Here is a 16,032-nt window from a genome sequence, read left to right as displayed (position 1 = left end):
GTATCTCGGGCCTGTGTGCTTCGGCGCTGCCTGAGGTACCGGATTTCGATCCGACTCCGACGACCACTCATTGAGACCGGATCCGTCCCAGTAAGCCGGGTCGACGATCAGCACTAGTGTCGCGTGTCGTTAATTAGTTTAGGGTTGTTGGGTTGAGAGAATTGGTTATGGCTAATACTCCAGCCCCGGCCCTGGAACTGCGTGATGGTGATGCGGACGAGCTCGATCAGTTGTTGAGGTCGACCACGACGTCGGCTGGTCTGGCGCGTCGGGCGCGGATCGTCGTGCTTGCTGCCGATGGGATGGCTAATACGCGAATCAGTGAGGCCGTCGGGACGTCGGTACCGACGGTCCTCAAGTGGCGTTCACGGTATCTCCAGGACGGACTCGATGGTCTGCTCGACGCTGAAAGGACCGGTCGCCCAAGGTATCTCAATCACGCCGATGTCGTGTCGGCGACGTTGATGCCGCCACCGAGAAAGTACGGGGTCACGCATTGGTCCTCGCGGCTGCTGGCCGGGCACCTCGGAATCGGGCGTGTCAGATGGTTTGTGTAAGCGGTGAGGTTCAACCCTGAAGGGAACCGCTGTAGTGACTGTCAATCATGATGTGAGCGTGGATGATTCGCGTGCAGAGAAACGCCGTCGGCAGACCGAGATGGCCAACGAACTGATCGCCTCGGGAGCACTCGACGACGTGTTCGCTCGGATCGATGCCGGAGAACCGGTCGGCGGGCAGGACGGCCTGCTGAACTCGCTACTCAAAGCGACCCTCGAACGAGGCCTGAACACCGAGCTGACCGAGCACCTCGGCTACGAGGCCGGGGACCCGGATGCAGCGTCGTTTCCGAACTCCCGCAACGGATACGCCGCCAAAACCGTGGCGACCGAGATCGGCGATGTGGCGTTGTCGGTCCCGCGGGACCGCGACGGCAGCTTCACCCCGATGCTGGTCCGCAAGGGCCAACGCCGCCTCGACGGCCTCGATGCGATGATCGTCTCGCTCTACGCCGGCGGCATGACGATCCGCGACATCCAACATCATCTCGCGTCGACGATCGGCACCGACCTGTCGCACGAGACGATCTCGAAGATCACCGAGGAAGTCGCCGACGAGGTCGCCAAATGGCAGACCCGCGACCTCGAAGCGCTGTATCCGGTGATCTACCTCGATGCGATCATCGTCAAGATCCGCGATGGCGGACACGTGCGCAACAAGGCCGCCCACCTCGCCGTCGGCGTCGATATGGAGGGCGTTAAGCACGTCCTGGGGATCTGGATTCAGCAGACCGAGGGCGCCAAATTCTGGGCCGCCGTATGCGCCGAACTACGCAATCGCGGGGTCGAGGACGTGTTGATCGTGTGCTGCGACGGCCTGACCGGGTTCGCCGAGGCCGTAGAGGCGACCTGGCCGCAGGCGACCGTTCAGACGTGTGTGGTGCACCTGATCCGGGCATCGATGCGGTTCGTCGGCTACGGCGACCGCAAAGCCGTCGCCGCATTACTCAAGCCGATCTACCAGGCCTCGACCGAACAGGCCGCTGCCGATGCGTTGGATGCGTTCGCCGACTCCGACCTCGGTCGCAAGTACCCCTCGGCGGTCAAGACCTTCCGGGACGCGTGGGAGCGGTTCATTCCGTTCCTGGCGTTCCCGCCAGAGCTGCGGCGGGTCATCTACACCACCAACAGCATCGAATCGTTGAATGATCCGTCCCGGGATTTCCGGAGGGTTCGTCTCAAGGGAAGATGGATCTCATGGCAGCAGGAACGAAGCACTACTCGGCGGAGTTGAAGCGTGACGCGGTGACGATGGTGGTGGAGTTGGTGGGTCAGGGTTCGACGGAGTGGGCGGCGATGAAGAAGACCGCGGACCTGCTCGGTGTGGGCGCAGCCGAAACGGTGCGCCAGTGGGTGCGTAAGGCCCCCGGCGTCGGGGCCGCCTCGGTCTCCTCGGGCGGCGCTTCGGCCGATACGGCTGAGGAGGTGCGTCGGCTCCGCAAGGAAGTCGCCGAACTCAAACGTGCCAACGGCATCCTGAAGGCGGCATCAGCTTTCTTCGCGGCCGAGATCGACCGGCCACATCGCTGATCGTGGGGTTCATCGGCGCTCACCAGGGAAACCGGGTGGGCGCCGATGGTCTTGTCTGGGGAGTCGATTCGATGTGCCAGGTGCTCACCGAGCACGGTATGGCCATCGCCCCGTCCACGTACTACGAGTACCGTCGGCGGAGTCCGTCGGCGCGCATGCGGGCGGATGCTCGCGTCATCGACGCGATTTTCACCATGCGCCGGCAGCACCCGCTGACCCGCGTCCTGGGCTCACGCAAGACATGGATCATATTGCGCAGCAATGGAATTGATGTGGCGCGCTGCACCGTCGAGCGTCTCATGAGTGAGATGGGCTGGCGCGGGGCGTCGAAGAAAAAGTCCCCGCGCACCACGACCCCCAACCCCGAGCATCACCGGCCGGCCGACCTGGTCGACCGCCACTTCTACGCGGCCGCACCCAACCGGCTGTGGGTGGCCGACTTCACCTACTGCCGCACCGTCGGCGGCTGGGCCTACACCGCGTTCGTCACCGACGTCTTCGCCCGCAAGATCGTCGGCTGGAAAGTCGCCGCGGAGATGACCTCCGACCTGGTCACCACCGCTATCGACAACGCGATTGACAACCGGAAACGTTGTGGCACAACGGCTTTCGATCATCTGATTCATCACAGCGATGCGGGGTCGCAGTACACGGCTCTCGCGTTCGGGCAACGGCTGGCCGCAGCGGGGATCGCCGCCTCGATCGGCAGCATCGGTGACAGCTACGACAACGCGTTAGCCGAATCGGTCAACGCCGACTACAAGAACGAACTCGTCGACAACCAGCCCCGATTCCACGGCGTCGCGGAACTGTCACTGGCCACCGCCGAATGGGTCGCGTTCTACAACCGGCAGCGGCCTCACAGCTACTGCCACGACCTCACCCCCGACCACGCCGAGCGACTCCACTACGATCGGATCGCCACCCTCAATCCGGAGGAGGCACTCACGACCTGAGCTCTCCGGAAACACCGGGATGGATCACTTGTAGATCGAATACCTAATCGACTTACACAGAAAAGTTGACAAGCTCGAGGAACCGGTACCCGAACTCCGGGGGGACTGCTGCACGGATAGGTGACATCTGATCTGGCTTGCCTGGGAAGGCCGGCCTGGAAGGATGACCATCGTGCCCAAGCCTTATCCGAAAGAGTTCCGTGATGACGTGGTTCGGGTTGCCCGGGACCGTGAAATCGGTGTGACGATCGAGCAGATTGCGAAGGACTTCGGGGTGCACCCGATGACCTTGCAGAAGTGGATGCGCCGCGCCGATATCGACGACGGCAACAAGCCCGGGGTGACGAGCGGGCAGTGGGCGGAGCTACGGGAAGCGAACAAGCGAATCCGGTTGCTGGAGCAGGAGAATGAGGTCCTGCGCAGAGCCGCGGCGTATCTGTCGCAGGCGAACCTGCCGGGAAAAGGCTCTACCCGCTCGTGACAGAGCTCGCCGAAGCTGGGATTCCTGTGACGGTGACGTGCCGGGTGCTTAAGCTCTCCCGCCAGCCTTACTACCGGTGGCTCAAAGACCCGGTCACCACCTCTGATCGTGTCGAAGCGCAACGGGCGGATGCCCTGTTCGACGCCCATCGTGATGACCCGGAGTTCGGGTACCGGTTCCTCGCCGATGAAGCAGAACATGCTGGTCAGCCGATGAGCTCACGAACGGCCTGGCGGATCTGCTCGGCCAATCGGTGGTGGTCGAGCTTCGGGAAGAAGCCTGGCCGGGCCGGCAAAACACCGGGCCCGCCGGTGCATGACGACCTGGTCGAACGCAACTTCACCGCCGACGCACCCGATCAACTGTGGTTCACCGACATCACCGAGCACTGGACCGACGAGGGCAAACTGTATCTCTGCGCGATCAAAGACGCCTGCTCCGGTCGTATCGTCGGATACAGCATCGACTCCCGCATGCAGTCCGGCCTGGCCGTGAATGCGCTCAACAACGCCATCGCCCGCCGAGAAGGCAGCGTTGCCGGTTGTGTTGTCCACTCGGACAGGGGATCTCAATTCCGTGCACGGAAGTTTGTGTTCGCATTGAATCGGCACGGTCTGGTCGGATCGATGGGGCGGGTCGGTGCTGCTGGGGACAACGCCGCGATGGAATCGTTCTTTGCGCTGCTGCAACGCAACGTTCTCGACCGCCAACGCTGGGCCACCCGTGAACAGCTGCGGATCGCGATCGTCACCTGGATCGAACGGACCTACCACCGCCGACGTCGGCAAGCCCGCCTGGGCCGGTTGACACCTATCGAATTCGAGGCCATTCTCAACACCGCCGCGCTCACCGCGGCATGACACCGAAACTGTCACCTATCCGTGCAGCAGACCCTAAGAATCTTCAAATGATGCGAAATCGTCGGCTGTGACACATCGACTGCGGTAGAGATGTCGCACACGCATGCCTCACCGCCTTCATGGCTGGCGATCAAACTGAGTAGTCGAAGTCGGACGGGATCACTCAGCGCCTTGAAGGCTGCCGCGAGGTCGGCTGCCTGGCCCTCGTTGAGTGGCTCGCGCACGAGCGGTGAGCAGCGGACTATGTCGTCGGCCGGAGCCATCGGTTTCGACATATATCGATATTGACAGGTGTCGATGTACTGCGCAACGAGGCTCGAGTGAACGGTTCAACGAGCTAGTGTCGCGTGTCGTTAATTAGTTTTCGGTTGGGCTTTCTTCAGGATTTCGTCGGCAGTCTTGGTCCACACGAACGGGTGCTTCCGCCCATTCCATCCGTTGATGAATGCTCGGATCTTCGCGTTCAGGTCGTTGACTGAGGTGAACACTCCTCGGCGGATCGCTTGCCGGTCGATGATCCCGAACCACACCTCGACGAGGTTGAGCCATGACCCTGACGTCGGAGTGAAGTGCACGTGCATGTTCGGGTGCTCGGCCAGCCAGTCGCGGACCTCAGCCTTCTTGTGAGTGGCGTAGTTGTCCATCACCAGATGCAGTTCCTGGCCGCCGTAGGCGCGGTCGATCTGCCTCAGAAACGCCAGGAACTCCTGGTGGCGGTGTCGCGGCTTGACCGCGGCCGTGACCTGGCCCGTCGCGATATCCAGCGCGGCGAACAGCGTGGTCGTTCCGTGGCGCTTGTAGTCATGGGTTCGGCGTTCGATCTGACCGGGCTGCATCGGCAACATCGGCGCAGTCCGATCGAGTGCTTGGATCTGCGACTTCTCATCGATGCACAGCACGATCGCGTTCGTCGGCGGTTCCAGGTACAAGCCGACGACGTCGGTGACCTTGGCGACCAGTTCTGGGTCGGTGGAGAACCTGAACGTTCCCGACCGCCACGGCTGCACTCCGTACTCGCGCCACGCCCGGGCGATCGTCGCGTTCCCGACCCCGAGATGCCCAGCCAGCAGCCGGGAAGACCAGTGCGTGACTCCGTACTTCTTCGGTGGCGGCATCAACGTCGCCGACACGATGTCGGAGTGATCGATATGCCGCGGCCGGCCGGGTCGATCATCATCGAGCAGACCGACCATCCCGTCGTGCAGGTACCGTTCACGCCACTTGCGTACCGTCGGGACCGACACTCCAACGACCACGCTGATGTGCGAGTTCGCCATACCCTCGGCCGCCAACGTCACGATCCGAGCCCGCCGCACCACACCCGCCGGCGTCGACGTCGACCGCAACAATCGATCGAGTTCGACAGCATCGCCCTCACGCAGATCCAAAGCCGGAGCCGGAGAATTCGCCATAACTCATTCTCTCAAGCCCGAAACCAGAAACTAATTAACGACACGCGACACTAGGGGGCGGTGGCGGCCCATTCGCCAACGGGCTGCTGGCGAATGGGCGCCTGGTCCTGTTTATGAGTTCGATGCTGCACAGCAGGTGGTGGAGGTGTCGTCAGAAAACGTCGGGGGAGTCCCGAAGGATTCCGAGTCGGCTAATACGGTGTAGACTTCCCAGCGCTCGGTATCAGGCGCCTCGACCCAGACTTTGTCCTGTGTCGCGAAGCAACACGTGGTGTTGATCTGTTCGTCGGTGAACAGGCCGGCTTCGCTGAGCCGTGCGATCTCCTCGTGCACGGCTTCGCTGGTGTCGACCTCGACGCCGAGGTGATTGATGCTGCCTCCGTTGCCTGGATTTTCCAGCAGGACGAGCTTGAGGGGCGGATTCTCGACGACGAAATTCGCTTGTCCCGGCTTCGTCTTGCCTGGAACGGTCTTGAACAGCGTGCTGTAGAACGCGATCGACTGCTCGAGATCTTCAACGTTGAGGGCGAGCTGGACTCTGGACATGGCAACCTCCACATTTTGATGAATGTCGAATCGACGGTTACGGGTTTACCGCAATACTTGATAGAGGAGTTAGGGCTGTCGGATGGTTCGGCCGGCGTAGCGTGCCCAGGTCTCCCCAGCGAGTTCGGCATGGTGGAACGCGACTTGGTGGCTGTAGCCGAGGGCGTCGGCGACGATCGGTGGTGGACATTCGATGACGAGGTCGTTGAGGGCGCTGTTGCGGGCGCCGAGATTGCTCATTCCGATCTTGCGGAGTCGATGCATGACGGTGTCGGGGAACATGTGGGTGTCGGCGTGCCGGCCGGGGAACAACCAGGGTGTGTCTTCGCCAGTGATGCGCAGGTTCGTGCGATGACGCAGGAGTTGCCTGACGAGGTCGGCGAACGGTTCGGGAACGTCGACTGGGTGCGTTCCGAAGGCGATGGTCATGGGAACGCCGTCGAGGACGGCTTCTCGTCGTAGTCGCACTACTGCTTTCAATGGTTGGGCGTAGAGCAGGATGAGGATGCCGGCCACACGGTAGGAGAGTGTTTCGCTGGTACCGGTGACCAGTTCCCCGATCCACGCGATCCGCTGGTCTTGGGTGAGTTCTGGGCTCGTGCGAGCGGCGCGGTGACCGAGGGCCACGGTGGTGTTGAGTTTGTCTCGCTTGCAGACGACGAGGAAGGTGCGGATCGCGTGTCGGGTGGTCGGTCCCGTCGCGATCCATTGATCGACGTCGTATTGGGTGCACGATGCGATAGTGCGAGCGTGGGTTTGGTGCAGCCAGGTCAGGAACTTGATGGTCTCGGTAATTTCCTGTTTGGCTGAGCGGGCCGACGGTTGGGTGTCGTGGCCGTCATCGGCGATCTCGCGGATGCGGCGCAGTTGGTGCCAGGTCGCGAAGTGGCGGGCAGGCCGCGCAACTTCAGCAGGTAGGCCGTCGAGCTTCATCTCGATCCACTGTTCGAATCGCGGGAGCCACCGATCGCGAGGCGGGAGGAGTTGATGGTGTTGCATCAGCGCCCGCAGATGTTCGGTCGCACGCCCGGGCAGTGTGTCGAGGCCTTCGTGCGTAGCCGCGATCGTCCCGTCGCCCAGCCCGCTCAGCAGCGCGATGACCTTCGGCGAGCGTTTCCAGACCATCGTCGACTCAGGACGTTTCGCTTGGCACAGCCCGTCGACGAGCCCGAGGAGAATCGGGTCGGTCGGCGTACCGCCCATGATCTGGTAGAGGTCCTCGCGAACGGCGCAGCGAGCACAGATCCGCCCGCGATGGTGTCCGTTCTCCTCACCGCAGCGGGCACAGCGGAGATCGTCGCCGATACCGGCGCACTCGGCGCAGAGCGGTGTTCGGTCCTGTGTCGGTGGGCCGGGTAGGAGTCGGGCGGCTCCGCAGCATGGGCAGATGCCGTGAGTGTGGATCGCGGTGAACCAGCAGGTGAAGCAGATTCGCCCCTCGGGCCAGTGCGCCTGGATACGGGTCGTAGATCGTCCGCATCGGTCGCACACCCAGTAGCCGTCGGTCAATCGCGGTCGACCGCGAACCGAGTAGTGTGGGATCAGCCCGTCTGGGTCCATAACGTTCACCTCATCGCGGGTGGCTACTCGTCGAGGATGTTGGCGCGGCGTGGGCGCGCCGTCCGGTCGAGTGAGACGACATTCGGGCCAGCGTTGCTGGCCTTCTTGTGTTCGCGCGCATTGACTGCCGTGACCGTGAGGAGATCATCCGGGCCGCAGCTGAAGACGTCGCAGAGAGCGGAAACTAGTTGCAGCGAGACGCGTTCGGGACGCTGGTTGACCAGGCGGTAGACCTGCGGCCGCGAGAGGGAGATGTTGCGTTCGGCTAGCAGGGGGATCAGGTCGGTCGTGTTGTTCATCCCGCGTGTGGCCATCAGCTCGGCCAGGCGCCAGGTGTAGTCGACTTTCCGCTTCATTGCTTCTCCTTGCCGTTCTCTGCGCTGCGCAGTGCCTGTTTCATGGTCCGATCCAACGCCGAACGCAGAGTCGATTGACGGAACTGGTCAGAGGTGAATTGGTAGATCCCGGTGGTCGATGCGTGTTCGTGGCCCATCTGGTCCTGAACGAATCGTGGGTCCCAACCGGCTTCCAGTAAGTGTGTGGCGTACGAGCGTCGAAACGAGTGGGTCAAGTCCCGGGTAGTGGTGTAACTGGTTTGTGATCCTTCGTTGGTGATCAGGCGGGTAGTTCCATCAACGGGTCGGTACTCACCTCCGTCTGCGAGTCGGTGTCGGTGTCGGTGGTCAGGGTGAGTCGGCATCTGCTGAGGACTTCCAGGCCGAGGTATCGGCGTCCTTCGGCCCATTCGTCGGTCTGTTCGGCCAGGACGGCGCCGATGAGGCGGGCGATGGCGTCTCTGTTGGGGAAGATCCCGACGACGTCGGTACGCCGTCGGATCTCGCGGTTGAGGCGTTCGGTGGGGTTGTTGGACCAGATCTGCCGCCACACGTCGTCGGGGAATGCGGTGAACGCCAACAGGTCCTCGCGAGCATCGCCGAGGTGCTCGGCCACATCAGGGAGCCGCCCTTGGGTGTACTCCAGGAGCCGGTCGAACTGGGCGTTCACCGAGTCGGCGGTGGGCTGGTCATACACGCTGTGCAGCATCGCCTTCACGGCTGGCCACATGGACTTGGGGCACACGGCCATCAGGTTCGCGGCGTAGTGGGTGCGGCAGCGCTGCCACGCCGCTCCCGGCAGGTTCGCTGCGATCGCTTCGATGAGGCCGGCGTGGGCGTCGGAGGTCACCAGGCGGACTCCGCCCAGGCCGCGGGCGACCAGGTCGGCGAAGAACGTGTTCCAGGAGGCTGTGCTCTCGCTGGTGGCGACCTGCATACCGAGGACTTCGCGGTGGCCGTCACCGTTGACGCCGGTAGCGAGCAGGACGACGGCTTTGACGACCTGCTTGTTCTCGCGGACCTTGATCGTCAACGCGTCGGCGGTGACGAACGTGAACGGGCCGGCCTCCTCGAGACGGCGATGCCGGAACGCGGCAACCTGCTCATCGAGGTCTTCGGCCATCCGTGAGACCTGCGACTTCGACAACGAATCGATACCCAAGGTCTTGACCAACTTGTCCATCCGGCGGGTCGAGACTCCGGCCAGATAACAGTCCGCGACCACGGTGATCAGCGCGGATTCGGCGCGTTTGCGGCGCTCGAGCAGCCATTCGGGGAAGTAGGATCCTGAGCGCAGTTTCGGCACGGCGACCTCGACGGTGCCCACGCGGGTATCGAGGGATCGGTGCCGGTAGCCGTTGCGGTAGTTGGTGCGCTCGGCCGAGCGGGCGTTCCATTCTGCGCCGCAGACGGCGTCGGCGTCGGCCGATAGCAGAGCGTTGATCATCGTCTGCAGCAACTCGCGCATCAGATCAGGTGATGCATCGGCGAGGGCTTGGCTTAACAGGCCGGCAGGATCGACAATGTGGGGTGCGGTCATCGTGATGACTCCATTCGAGGATTCTGTGGAAGGTTGACTCGAAGGATCACACGGTGACCGCTCTCATGCCGACAGCCACACGCTGGCCAGCCACGGTCCTGGTCACCGAGTTACACCACTCTATGGGGCACTACTAACGAGTGCAGATCTACCGCTTTGGGGATCCCCAGTGCGGTCCGGTACCGGTGGAGCCGCCGGATCAGCGTCGACTCACCGACGAGCCCACCGCGCTCGCTCGGGAAGACATCCAGACTGTCGGGATGGCCTCGGCCGTTCTCGAGCCAGTCGTCGATGATCGGTGGCGTCCAGCGCCACACCGTCAGCACCGACCGTGGCTTCGGCGGCGACCCGTTGTGCGATTTTCCGTACCGGACTCTGCAGACGCCGAACTTGCCGAACTCGCGCGCGTGAGGATTGCGGGCGAAGTCGACCGTCTGTAGGTGGCTGACCTCGACGAACCGGAGCCCGTAGGCGTACGCGAGTTTCATCATCGTCGCATCACGGTATGCGGCCTGCCAGCCTTTGCGGCCGGTCGCACCGACCCGGGCGACTTCCTCGTCCGCGTACTCGAACAGCGCGTCGAGTTCTTCGCGCGTGTACGGGCGTTTGGTCGGCTGTCCGTCATACTCCTGGATGTGACGTGCGGTGTTCCACTCGGAGAACACCTGCGCCGGGTGGGTGCCGAACAGGCTTCGCAGACGCGATCCCACCCGTAGTCGGGATTGCTGACGTAGGAGCAGAACGCCCGCAACGCGTTGTGATATCCGCGCAGGGTTGAGTGCGCAACGTGGTGGATCGAGCGAAGATCAGCGGAGAACTCCTCGACCATCGCGGGCGTCCACTTCCAGGGTTCCTCGTTGCAGTGCGCGATGAACCGGTGGACACATCGTGCGCGTTGATCGATCGTCTCGAACTGCAGATTCCGCGACAGCTGTTGGTTTCGCCAGCCACCGAGCATCAGCTCGACGACCCGTTCCTCGGGATGTAGCAGTGGGACAGACTTCACTAAGTGGACGCGGCCAACCTCGTCGATCTGCATCGAAACCTCCAAATCCGGTTTCACCCGATGAATCAATGTTGCATCAGATGAGACCTGAAGGCAATAGGCGCAGGTCAGAAACGTCGTCCGAAGAGGATGTTGCGGTGCTCCTGGGCCGCGACTTACTGCCTAGGCGACGCCAGCGGCTCCACATAGAGGAACTTTTCGTAGGTCAGGGCAATGCACAAAGGGGGCACATGCCGGGGCAGGCGATTGATTCATCTGCTGTAATACGCAGAGGTTTAGTTGACATAATGTATATTATCGGCTTGAAACTAGGACGAGTTCAAACAGATGAGAGAACTCGTCCTCGCCGATTGTTGTTTGCCAGCCTAGTGTCGCGTGTCGTTAATTAGTTTAGGGTTGTTGGGTTGAGAGAATTGGTTATGGCTAATACTCCAGCCCCGGCCCTGGAACTGCGTGATGGTGATGCGGACGAGCTCGATCAGTTGTTGAGGTCGACCACGACGTCGGCTGGTCTGGCGCGTCGGGCGCGGATCGTCGTGCTTGCTGCCGATGGGATGGCTAATACGCGAATCAGTGAGGCCGTCGGGACGTCGGTACCGACGGTCCTCAAGTGGCGTTCACGGTATCTCCAGGACGGACTCGATGGTCTGCTCGACGCTGAAAGGACCGGTCGCCCAAGGTATCTCAATCACGCCGATGTCGTGTCGGCGACGTTGATGCCGCCACCGAGAAAGTACGGAGTCACGCATTGGTCCTCGCGGCTGCTGGCCGGGCACCTCGGAATCGGGAACGCCACGGTCGCCCGCGCCTGGCGTGAGTACGGCGTTCAGCCGTGGCGATCGGGAACATTCAAGTTCTCCACCGGAGCCTGTCAAGTTTTCTGTGTAAGTCGGTCTAGTGTTCGAGTTAGAGGTGACGGTCGATTCGTTCGGGATAGACCATCGATAACTGTTCGAGAGCGCGTTTCCAGTTCGTGGTGACCGCACCCTCGACGAGGCGTCCGGAGGCTCGTCGATCAGCGGCGTTCTTCCCGCGCTCCTTGGCGCGTTCGCGGGCGCGTTTGTCCTCGATGTTGCAGATGGCCAGCCACAACAGCTTCACTGCTGCGGCGTCGTTGGGGAACTGCCCGCGGTTCTTCGTGACCTTGCGCAGCTGGAAGTTCAACGACTCGATCGCGTTGGTCGTGTAGATGACCTTCCGTAACTCGGGAGGGAACGTCAGGAACGGGATGAACCGGTCCCACGCTGCCCGGAACGACTTCACTGCCGATGGATACTTCCGCCCCATGTCGGAGTCTTCGAACGCGTCTAATGCGTCGGCGGCGGCCTGCTCGGTCGAGGCCTGATAGATCGGCTTCAACAGGCGCACGACGGCTTTGCGGTCGGTGTAGGAGACGAACCGCATCGACGCCCGGATCAGGTGCACCACACATGTTTGGACCGTCGCTTGCGGCCACGTGGCCTCAACGGCCTCAGCGAACCCGGTCAGCCCGTCACAGCACACGATGAGCACGTCCGCGACTCCGCGGTTGCGGAGCTCGGCGCAGACCCCAGCCCAGAACTTGGCACCCTCATGCTCCTGGATCCAGATGCCCAGGACGTGTTTGACCCCGTCCATGTCGACGCCGACGGCAATGTGCGCGGCCTTGTTGATCACGTGCCCGCCGTCACGGATCTTGACCACGATCGCGTCCAGGTAGATGACCGGGTACAGGGCGTCGAGGTCGCGGGTCTGCCACCGGGTCACTTCGTCGGAGACCTCGTCGGTGATCTTCGAAATCGTCTCGTGCGACAAGTCGGTGCCGATCGTCGAGATCAGGTGATGCTGAATGTCTCGGATCGCCATCCCACCCGCATACAGGGACACGATCATCCCGTCGAGCCCGTCGAGGCGGCGCTGCCCCTTACGCACGAGCATCGGCGTGAAGGTGCCGTCCCGATCACGCGGGACGCTGATCTCCACATCGCCGACCTCGGTCGCCAGCGTCTTCGCGCTGTAGCCGTTGCGCGAGTTCGGAAACGACGAGGCGTCGGCGTCACCAGTCTCGTAGCCGAGGTGCTCGGTCAGCTCGACGTTGAGCCCTCGCTCGAGGGTGGCCTTCAACAAGGCGTTGAGGAGGCCGTCTTCGCCGGCGATCGGCTGGCCGGCGTCGATCTGGGCGAACACGCCGTCCAACGCCCCGGAAGCGACGAGTTGATCGACGGTCGCTGCCTGGCGTCCTCGGCGTTCTTCACGCGAAACAGGTTGATCCACAACTACATTCTCTTCGATGGTCACGAGGTGAGTTCCTTTCAGGACTGAACATCACCGCTTACACACACCATCTGACACGCCCCGGCCACCGAGTTACACCACCTTATGGGGCACTACTCGAGGGCTGTCCAGAAGTTGAACCGCCCCACTGCTCCACTGCATTGCCTGCGCCTGCGAGACCAGCATGCGTCCGTCCTGTGAGTGATCCATCCCGGTGTTTCCGGAGAGCTCAGGTCGTGAGTGCCTCCTCCGGATTGAGGGTGGCGATCCGATCGTAGTGGAGTCGCTCGGCGTGGTCGGGGGTGAGGTCGTGGCAGTAGCTGTGAGGCCGCTGCCGGTTGTAGAACGCGACCCATTCGGCGGTGGCCAGTGACAGTTCCGCGACGCCGTGGAATCGGGGCTGGTTGTCGACGAGTTCGTTCTTGTAGTCGGCGTTGACCGATTCGGCTAACGCGTTGTCGTAGCTGTCACCGATGCTGCCGATCGAGGCGGCGATCCCCGCTGCGGCCAGCCGTTGCCCGAACGCGAGAGCCGTGTACTGCGACCCCGCATCGCTGTGATGAATCAGATGATCGAAAGCCGTTGTGCCACAACGTTTCCGGTTGTCAATCGCGTTGTCGATAGCGGTGGTGACCAGGTCGGAGGTCATCTCCGCGGCGACTTTCCAGCCGACGATCTTGCGGGCGAAGACGTCGGTGACGAACGCGGTGTAGGCCCAGCCGCCGACGGTGCGGCAGTAGGTGAAGTCGGCCACCCACAGCCGGTTGGGTGCGGCCGCGTAGAAGTGGCGGTCGACCAGGTCGGCCGGCCGGTGATGCTCGGGGTTGGGGGTCGTGGTGCGCGGGGACTTTTTCTTCGACGCCCCGCGCCAGCCCATCTCACTCATGAGACGCTCGACGGTGCAGCGCGCCACATCAATTCCATTGCTGCGCAATATGATCCATGTCTTGCGTGAGCCCAGGACGCGGGTCAGCGGGTGCTGCCGGCGCATGGTGAAAATCGCGTCGATGACGCGAGCATCCGCCCGCATGCGCGCCGACGGACTCCGCCGACGGTACTCGTAGTACGTGGACGGGGCGATGGCCATACCGTGCTCGGTGAGCACCTGGCACATCGAATCGACTCCCCAGACAAGACCATCGGCGCCCACCCGGTTTCCCTGGTGAGCGCCGATGAACCCCACGATCAGCGATGTGGCCGGTCGATCTCGGCCGCGAAGAAAGCTGATGCCGCCTTCAGGATGCCGTTGGCACGTTTGAGTTCGGCGACTTCCTTGCGGAGCCGACGCACCTCCTCAGCCGTATCGGCCGAAGCGCCGCCCGAGGAGACCGAGGCGGCCCCGACGCCGGGGGCCTTACGCACCCACTGGCGCACCGTTTCGGCTGCGCCCACACCGAGCAGGTCCGCGGTCTTCTTCATCGCCGCCCACTCCGTCGAACCCTGACCCACCAACTCCACCACCATCGTCACCGCGTCACGCTTCAACTCCGCCGAGTAGTGCTTCGTTCCTGCTGCCATGAGATCCATCTTCCCTTGAGACGAACCCTCCGGAAATCCCGGGACGGATCAGAGATCCCAGCAGTGTGAGCCTGTCTCACCTCGACGAAAGGTGGTCCCCGTCCACTTTCGTCACGCGACGAAATATGTCGTCATCGAGGAGACAAGGCGCTATGCGATGTACTCCCACGAGAAGTCGTCGTTCGTAAGCCTTACATGTTTCGGCTTCCGGTGCGCCGGGTATACGCGAGGGATGGCAGATCCCTCGACCGACGAACACGCCCGCCTCGCTGCTCGTGTCGGTGACGCGGCCCGGTCGACGGGCCGGTCGGTCGCCACTGCCGAATCGCTCACCGGAGGGCAGATCGCCTGCACGCTCGGTGCGGCGCCGGGCTCGTCGGAGTGGTACTTCGGCAGCATCGTCGCCTATGTCTCCGCGGTGAAGCACCGGCTCCTCCGTGTGCCCGACGTCCCGGTGATCTCCGAGATCAGTGCCCGAACTATGGCCGTCACGACCGCGGAACTTCTCGGCGCCGACGTGGTCGTAGCTGTCACCGGCGCAGCCGGACCCGGACGCCAGGAGGGGCACAACCCCGGCACCGTCTGGCTCGGGATCGTCGCGGGCGACGCCATTCACACCGAGTACCGCGACTTCGAGGGCACTACCGACGAGATCATCGCGCAGACAGTGACGCGGGCGCTTGAGCTTATCGTCCTGTTCGTCGAGGCCTTCCACGACCTGTCCTGAATGTCGGTCACCGCCCAGCGGCCGGTGGTCTTCCGCCGCTGCAGACGGTGCGCTCGACGTCGGAACGTCACGTTTGCGGACAACTGCAGGCGGGTACTCGCCGGGCATGACTGAACTACACGCAGTAGCACTCACCTGCAGCCTGAAACCGACGCCCGCACAGTCGAGCACCGAACTCCTCGCCGGTCAGGTCCTCGACCAGTTGTCCCAGAACGGCGTCACCGTCTCCGCACCGATCCGGGTGGTCGACTACGACATCGCGCCAGGCGTCGAAGCAGACATGGGCGACGGCGACCAATGGCCGGAGATCCGCCGGGCTCTCGTCCACGCCGACATCCTCGTGTTCGCCACGCCCACGTGGCTGGGCCACATGTCGAGTGTCGCGCAGCGAGCCCTCGAGCGTCTCGACGCCGAACTGTCGGCGACCGATGACCGCAACCGACCGGGGATGGTCGGCAAGGTGGCGGTCGCCGCCGTCGTCGGTAACGAGGACGGCGCACACAAGATCATCGCCGATGTCTTCCAGGGTCTCAACGACATCGGGTACACGATCCCGGCGCAGGGAGGGACGTACTGGAACGGCGAGTCCATGCAGGGCGTGGACTACAACGACCTCGATACCACCCCGGAACCGACTGCGGCGACCACCGCGACGGCGGCCCGCAACGCCACCCATCTGGCCGCGCAGCTCGCCGACCGGACCTATCCGCCCTACTGACCAGCCACGCGCCGGACACACCGATATCGATAG

General features: G+C 63.1%; 14 protein-coding genes and 4 pseudogenes. 8 read left to right on the top strand and 10 right to left on the bottom strand.

What is annotated here, in order from left to right:
* The first annotated feature begins 167 nt into the window (after window positions 1-167).
* From BKA16_RS14520 to BKA16_RS14505, 4 genes and pseudogenes are all read left to right on the top strand, one after another.
* Window positions 168-557: a helix-turn-helix domain-containing protein gene (locus BKA16_RS14520; RefSeq protein ID WP_183368810.1), complete on the top strand. Its 390-nt coding sequence runs from the start codon at window positions 168-170 to the stop codon at window positions 555-557.
* A 100-nt stretch (window positions 558-657) separates the two neighbouring features.
* Window positions 658-1,734: pseudogene (locus tag BKA16_RS14515) on the top strand (IS256 family transposase); the annotation flags it as partial.
* A 20-nt stretch (window positions 1,735-1,754) separates the two neighbouring features.
* Window positions 1,755-3,043, top strand: a protein-coding gene (locus BKA16_RS14510; protein ID WP_183369294.1) for an IS3 family transposase whose coding sequence is annotated in 2 segments (ribosomal slippage) — window positions 1,755-2,049 and window positions 2,049-3,043 — 1,290 coding nt in all. Because the reading frame shifts where the segments join, the coding sequence is not laid out codon by codon here.
* A 172-nt stretch (window positions 3,044-3,215) separates the two neighbouring features.
* Window positions 3,216-4,384, top strand: a protein-coding gene (locus tag BKA16_RS14505; protein WP_183373082.1) for an IS3 family transposase whose coding sequence is annotated in 2 segments (ribosomal slippage) — window positions 3,216-3,500 and window positions 3,503-4,384 — 1,167 coding nt in all. Because the reading frame shifts where the segments join, the coding sequence is not laid out codon by codon here.
* Between the two features lie 32 nt (window positions 4,385-4,416).
* Here the strand turns inward: BKA16_RS14505 and BKA16_RS14500 are convergent.
* The 4 genes and pseudogenes from BKA16_RS14500 to BKA16_RS23915 form a co-directional block, all read right to left on the bottom strand.
* Window positions 4,417-4,647 (bottom strand): annotated as a pseudogene (locus BKA16_RS14500) (ArsR/SmtB family transcription factor); the annotation flags it as partial.
* Window positions 4,648-4,737: 90 nt separating this feature from the next.
* Window positions 4,738-5,796 (bottom strand): IS630 family transposase, encoded by a 1,059-nt coding sequence (locus BKA16_RS14495; protein WP_183371356.1) that lies wholly within the window; start codon window positions 5,794-5,796, stop codon window positions 4,738-4,740.
* Between the two features lie 111 nt (window positions 5,797-5,907).
* A complete protein-coding gene (locus tag BKA16_RS14490) occupies window positions 5,908-6,342 on the bottom strand; it encodes an ArsI/CadI family heavy metal resistance metalloenzyme (RefSeq protein ID WP_183371355.1) in 435 nt (144 codons plus the stop codon).
* A gap of 69 nt (window positions 6,343-6,411) precedes the next feature.
* Window positions 6,412-7,467, bottom strand: a complete 1,056-nt coding sequence (locus BKA16_RS23915; RefSeq protein ID WP_343067430.1) for a hypothetical protein — start codon at window positions 7,465-7,467, stop codon at window positions 6,412-6,414.
* A 21-nt stretch (window positions 7,468-7,488) separates the two neighbouring features.
* Here BKA16_RS23915 and BKA16_RS24190 point away from each other — a divergent pair, with 21 nt between their 5' ends.
* Window positions 7,489-7,701, top strand: a complete 213-nt coding sequence (locus BKA16_RS24190; RefSeq protein WP_183371354.1) for a hypothetical protein — start codon at window positions 7,489-7,491, stop codon at window positions 7,699-7,701.
* Window positions 7,702-7,925: 224 nt separating this feature from the next.
* On the opposite strand, the gene BKA16_RS14475 is transcribed toward BKA16_RS24190, so the two are convergent.
* The 4 genes and pseudogenes from BKA16_RS14475 to BKA16_RS14460 form a co-directional block, all read right to left on the bottom strand.
* Window positions 7,926-8,258, bottom strand: a complete 333-nt coding sequence (locus tag BKA16_RS14475; RefSeq protein WP_183371353.1) for a helix-turn-helix domain-containing protein — start codon at window positions 8,256-8,258, stop codon at window positions 7,926-7,928.
* A pseudogene (locus BKA16_RS14470) lies at window positions 8,255-8,467 on the bottom strand (tyrosine-type recombinase/integrase); the annotation flags it as partial. The pseudogene BKA16_RS14470 and the gene BKA16_RS14475, both read right to left, overlap by 4 nt.
* 50 nt (window positions 8,468-8,517) lie before the next feature.
* Complete coding sequence (locus BKA16_RS14465) at window positions 8,518-9,777, bottom strand: IS256 family transposase (RefSeq protein ID WP_183369212.1); 1,260 nt, start codon at window positions 9,775-9,777, stop codon at window positions 8,518-8,520.
* A 137-nt stretch (window positions 9,778-9,914) separates the two neighbouring features.
* A pseudogene (locus tag BKA16_RS14460) lies at window positions 9,915-10,816 on the bottom strand (tyrosine-type recombinase/integrase); the annotation flags it as partial.
* 386 nt (window positions 10,817-11,202) lie between these two features.
* Here BKA16_RS14460 and BKA16_RS14455 point away from each other — a divergent pair.
* On the top strand, window positions 11,203-11,763 hold the full coding sequence (locus tag BKA16_RS14455) for a helix-turn-helix domain-containing protein (RefSeq protein ID WP_183371352.1): 561 nt from the start codon (window positions 11,203-11,205) through the stop codon (window positions 11,761-11,763).
* On the opposite strand, the gene BKA16_RS14450 is transcribed toward BKA16_RS14455, so the two are convergent.
* The gene (locus BKA16_RS14450) at window positions 11,690-13,036 is read right to left on the bottom strand and encodes an IS256 family transposase (protein WP_183373080.1); all 1,347 of its coding nucleotides are present in this window, start codon (window positions 13,034-13,036) and stop codon (window positions 11,690-11,692) included. The genes BKA16_RS14455 and BKA16_RS14450 overlap by 74 nt on opposite strands.
* Window positions 13,037-13,265: 229 nt before the next feature.
* Window positions 13,266-14,554 (bottom strand): IS3 family transposase gene (locus BKA16_RS14445; RefSeq protein WP_183369294.1). Its coding sequence is split into 2 segments (ribosomal slippage): window positions 13,266-14,260 and window positions 14,260-14,554, totalling 1,290 coding nucleotides; the frame shifts between segments, so codons are not numbered across the junction.
* 232 nt (window positions 14,555-14,786) lie between these two features.
* Here BKA16_RS14445 and BKA16_RS14440 point away from each other — a divergent pair.
* Both BKA16_RS14440 and BKA16_RS14435 read left to right on the top strand, forming a co-directional pair.
* On the top strand, window positions 14,787-15,281 hold the full coding sequence (locus tag BKA16_RS14440; RefSeq protein ID WP_183371351.1) for a CinA family protein: 495 nt from the start codon (window positions 14,787-14,789) through the stop codon (window positions 15,279-15,281).
* A gap of 106 nt (window positions 15,282-15,387) precedes the next feature.
* Window positions 15,388-15,999, top strand: a complete 612-nt coding sequence (locus BKA16_RS14435) for a flavodoxin family protein (protein ID WP_183371350.1) — start codon at window positions 15,388-15,390, stop codon at window positions 15,997-15,999.
* Window positions 16,000-16,032 lie beyond the last annotated feature (33 nt).

The sequence above is a fragment of the Gordonia humi genome (genome assembly GCF_014197435.1).
Lineage (GTDB): Bacteria > Actinomycetota > Actinomycetes > Mycobacteriales > Mycobacteriaceae > Gordonia > Gordonia humi.
This window is presented reverse-complemented; position numbering and strand designations above follow the sequence as displayed.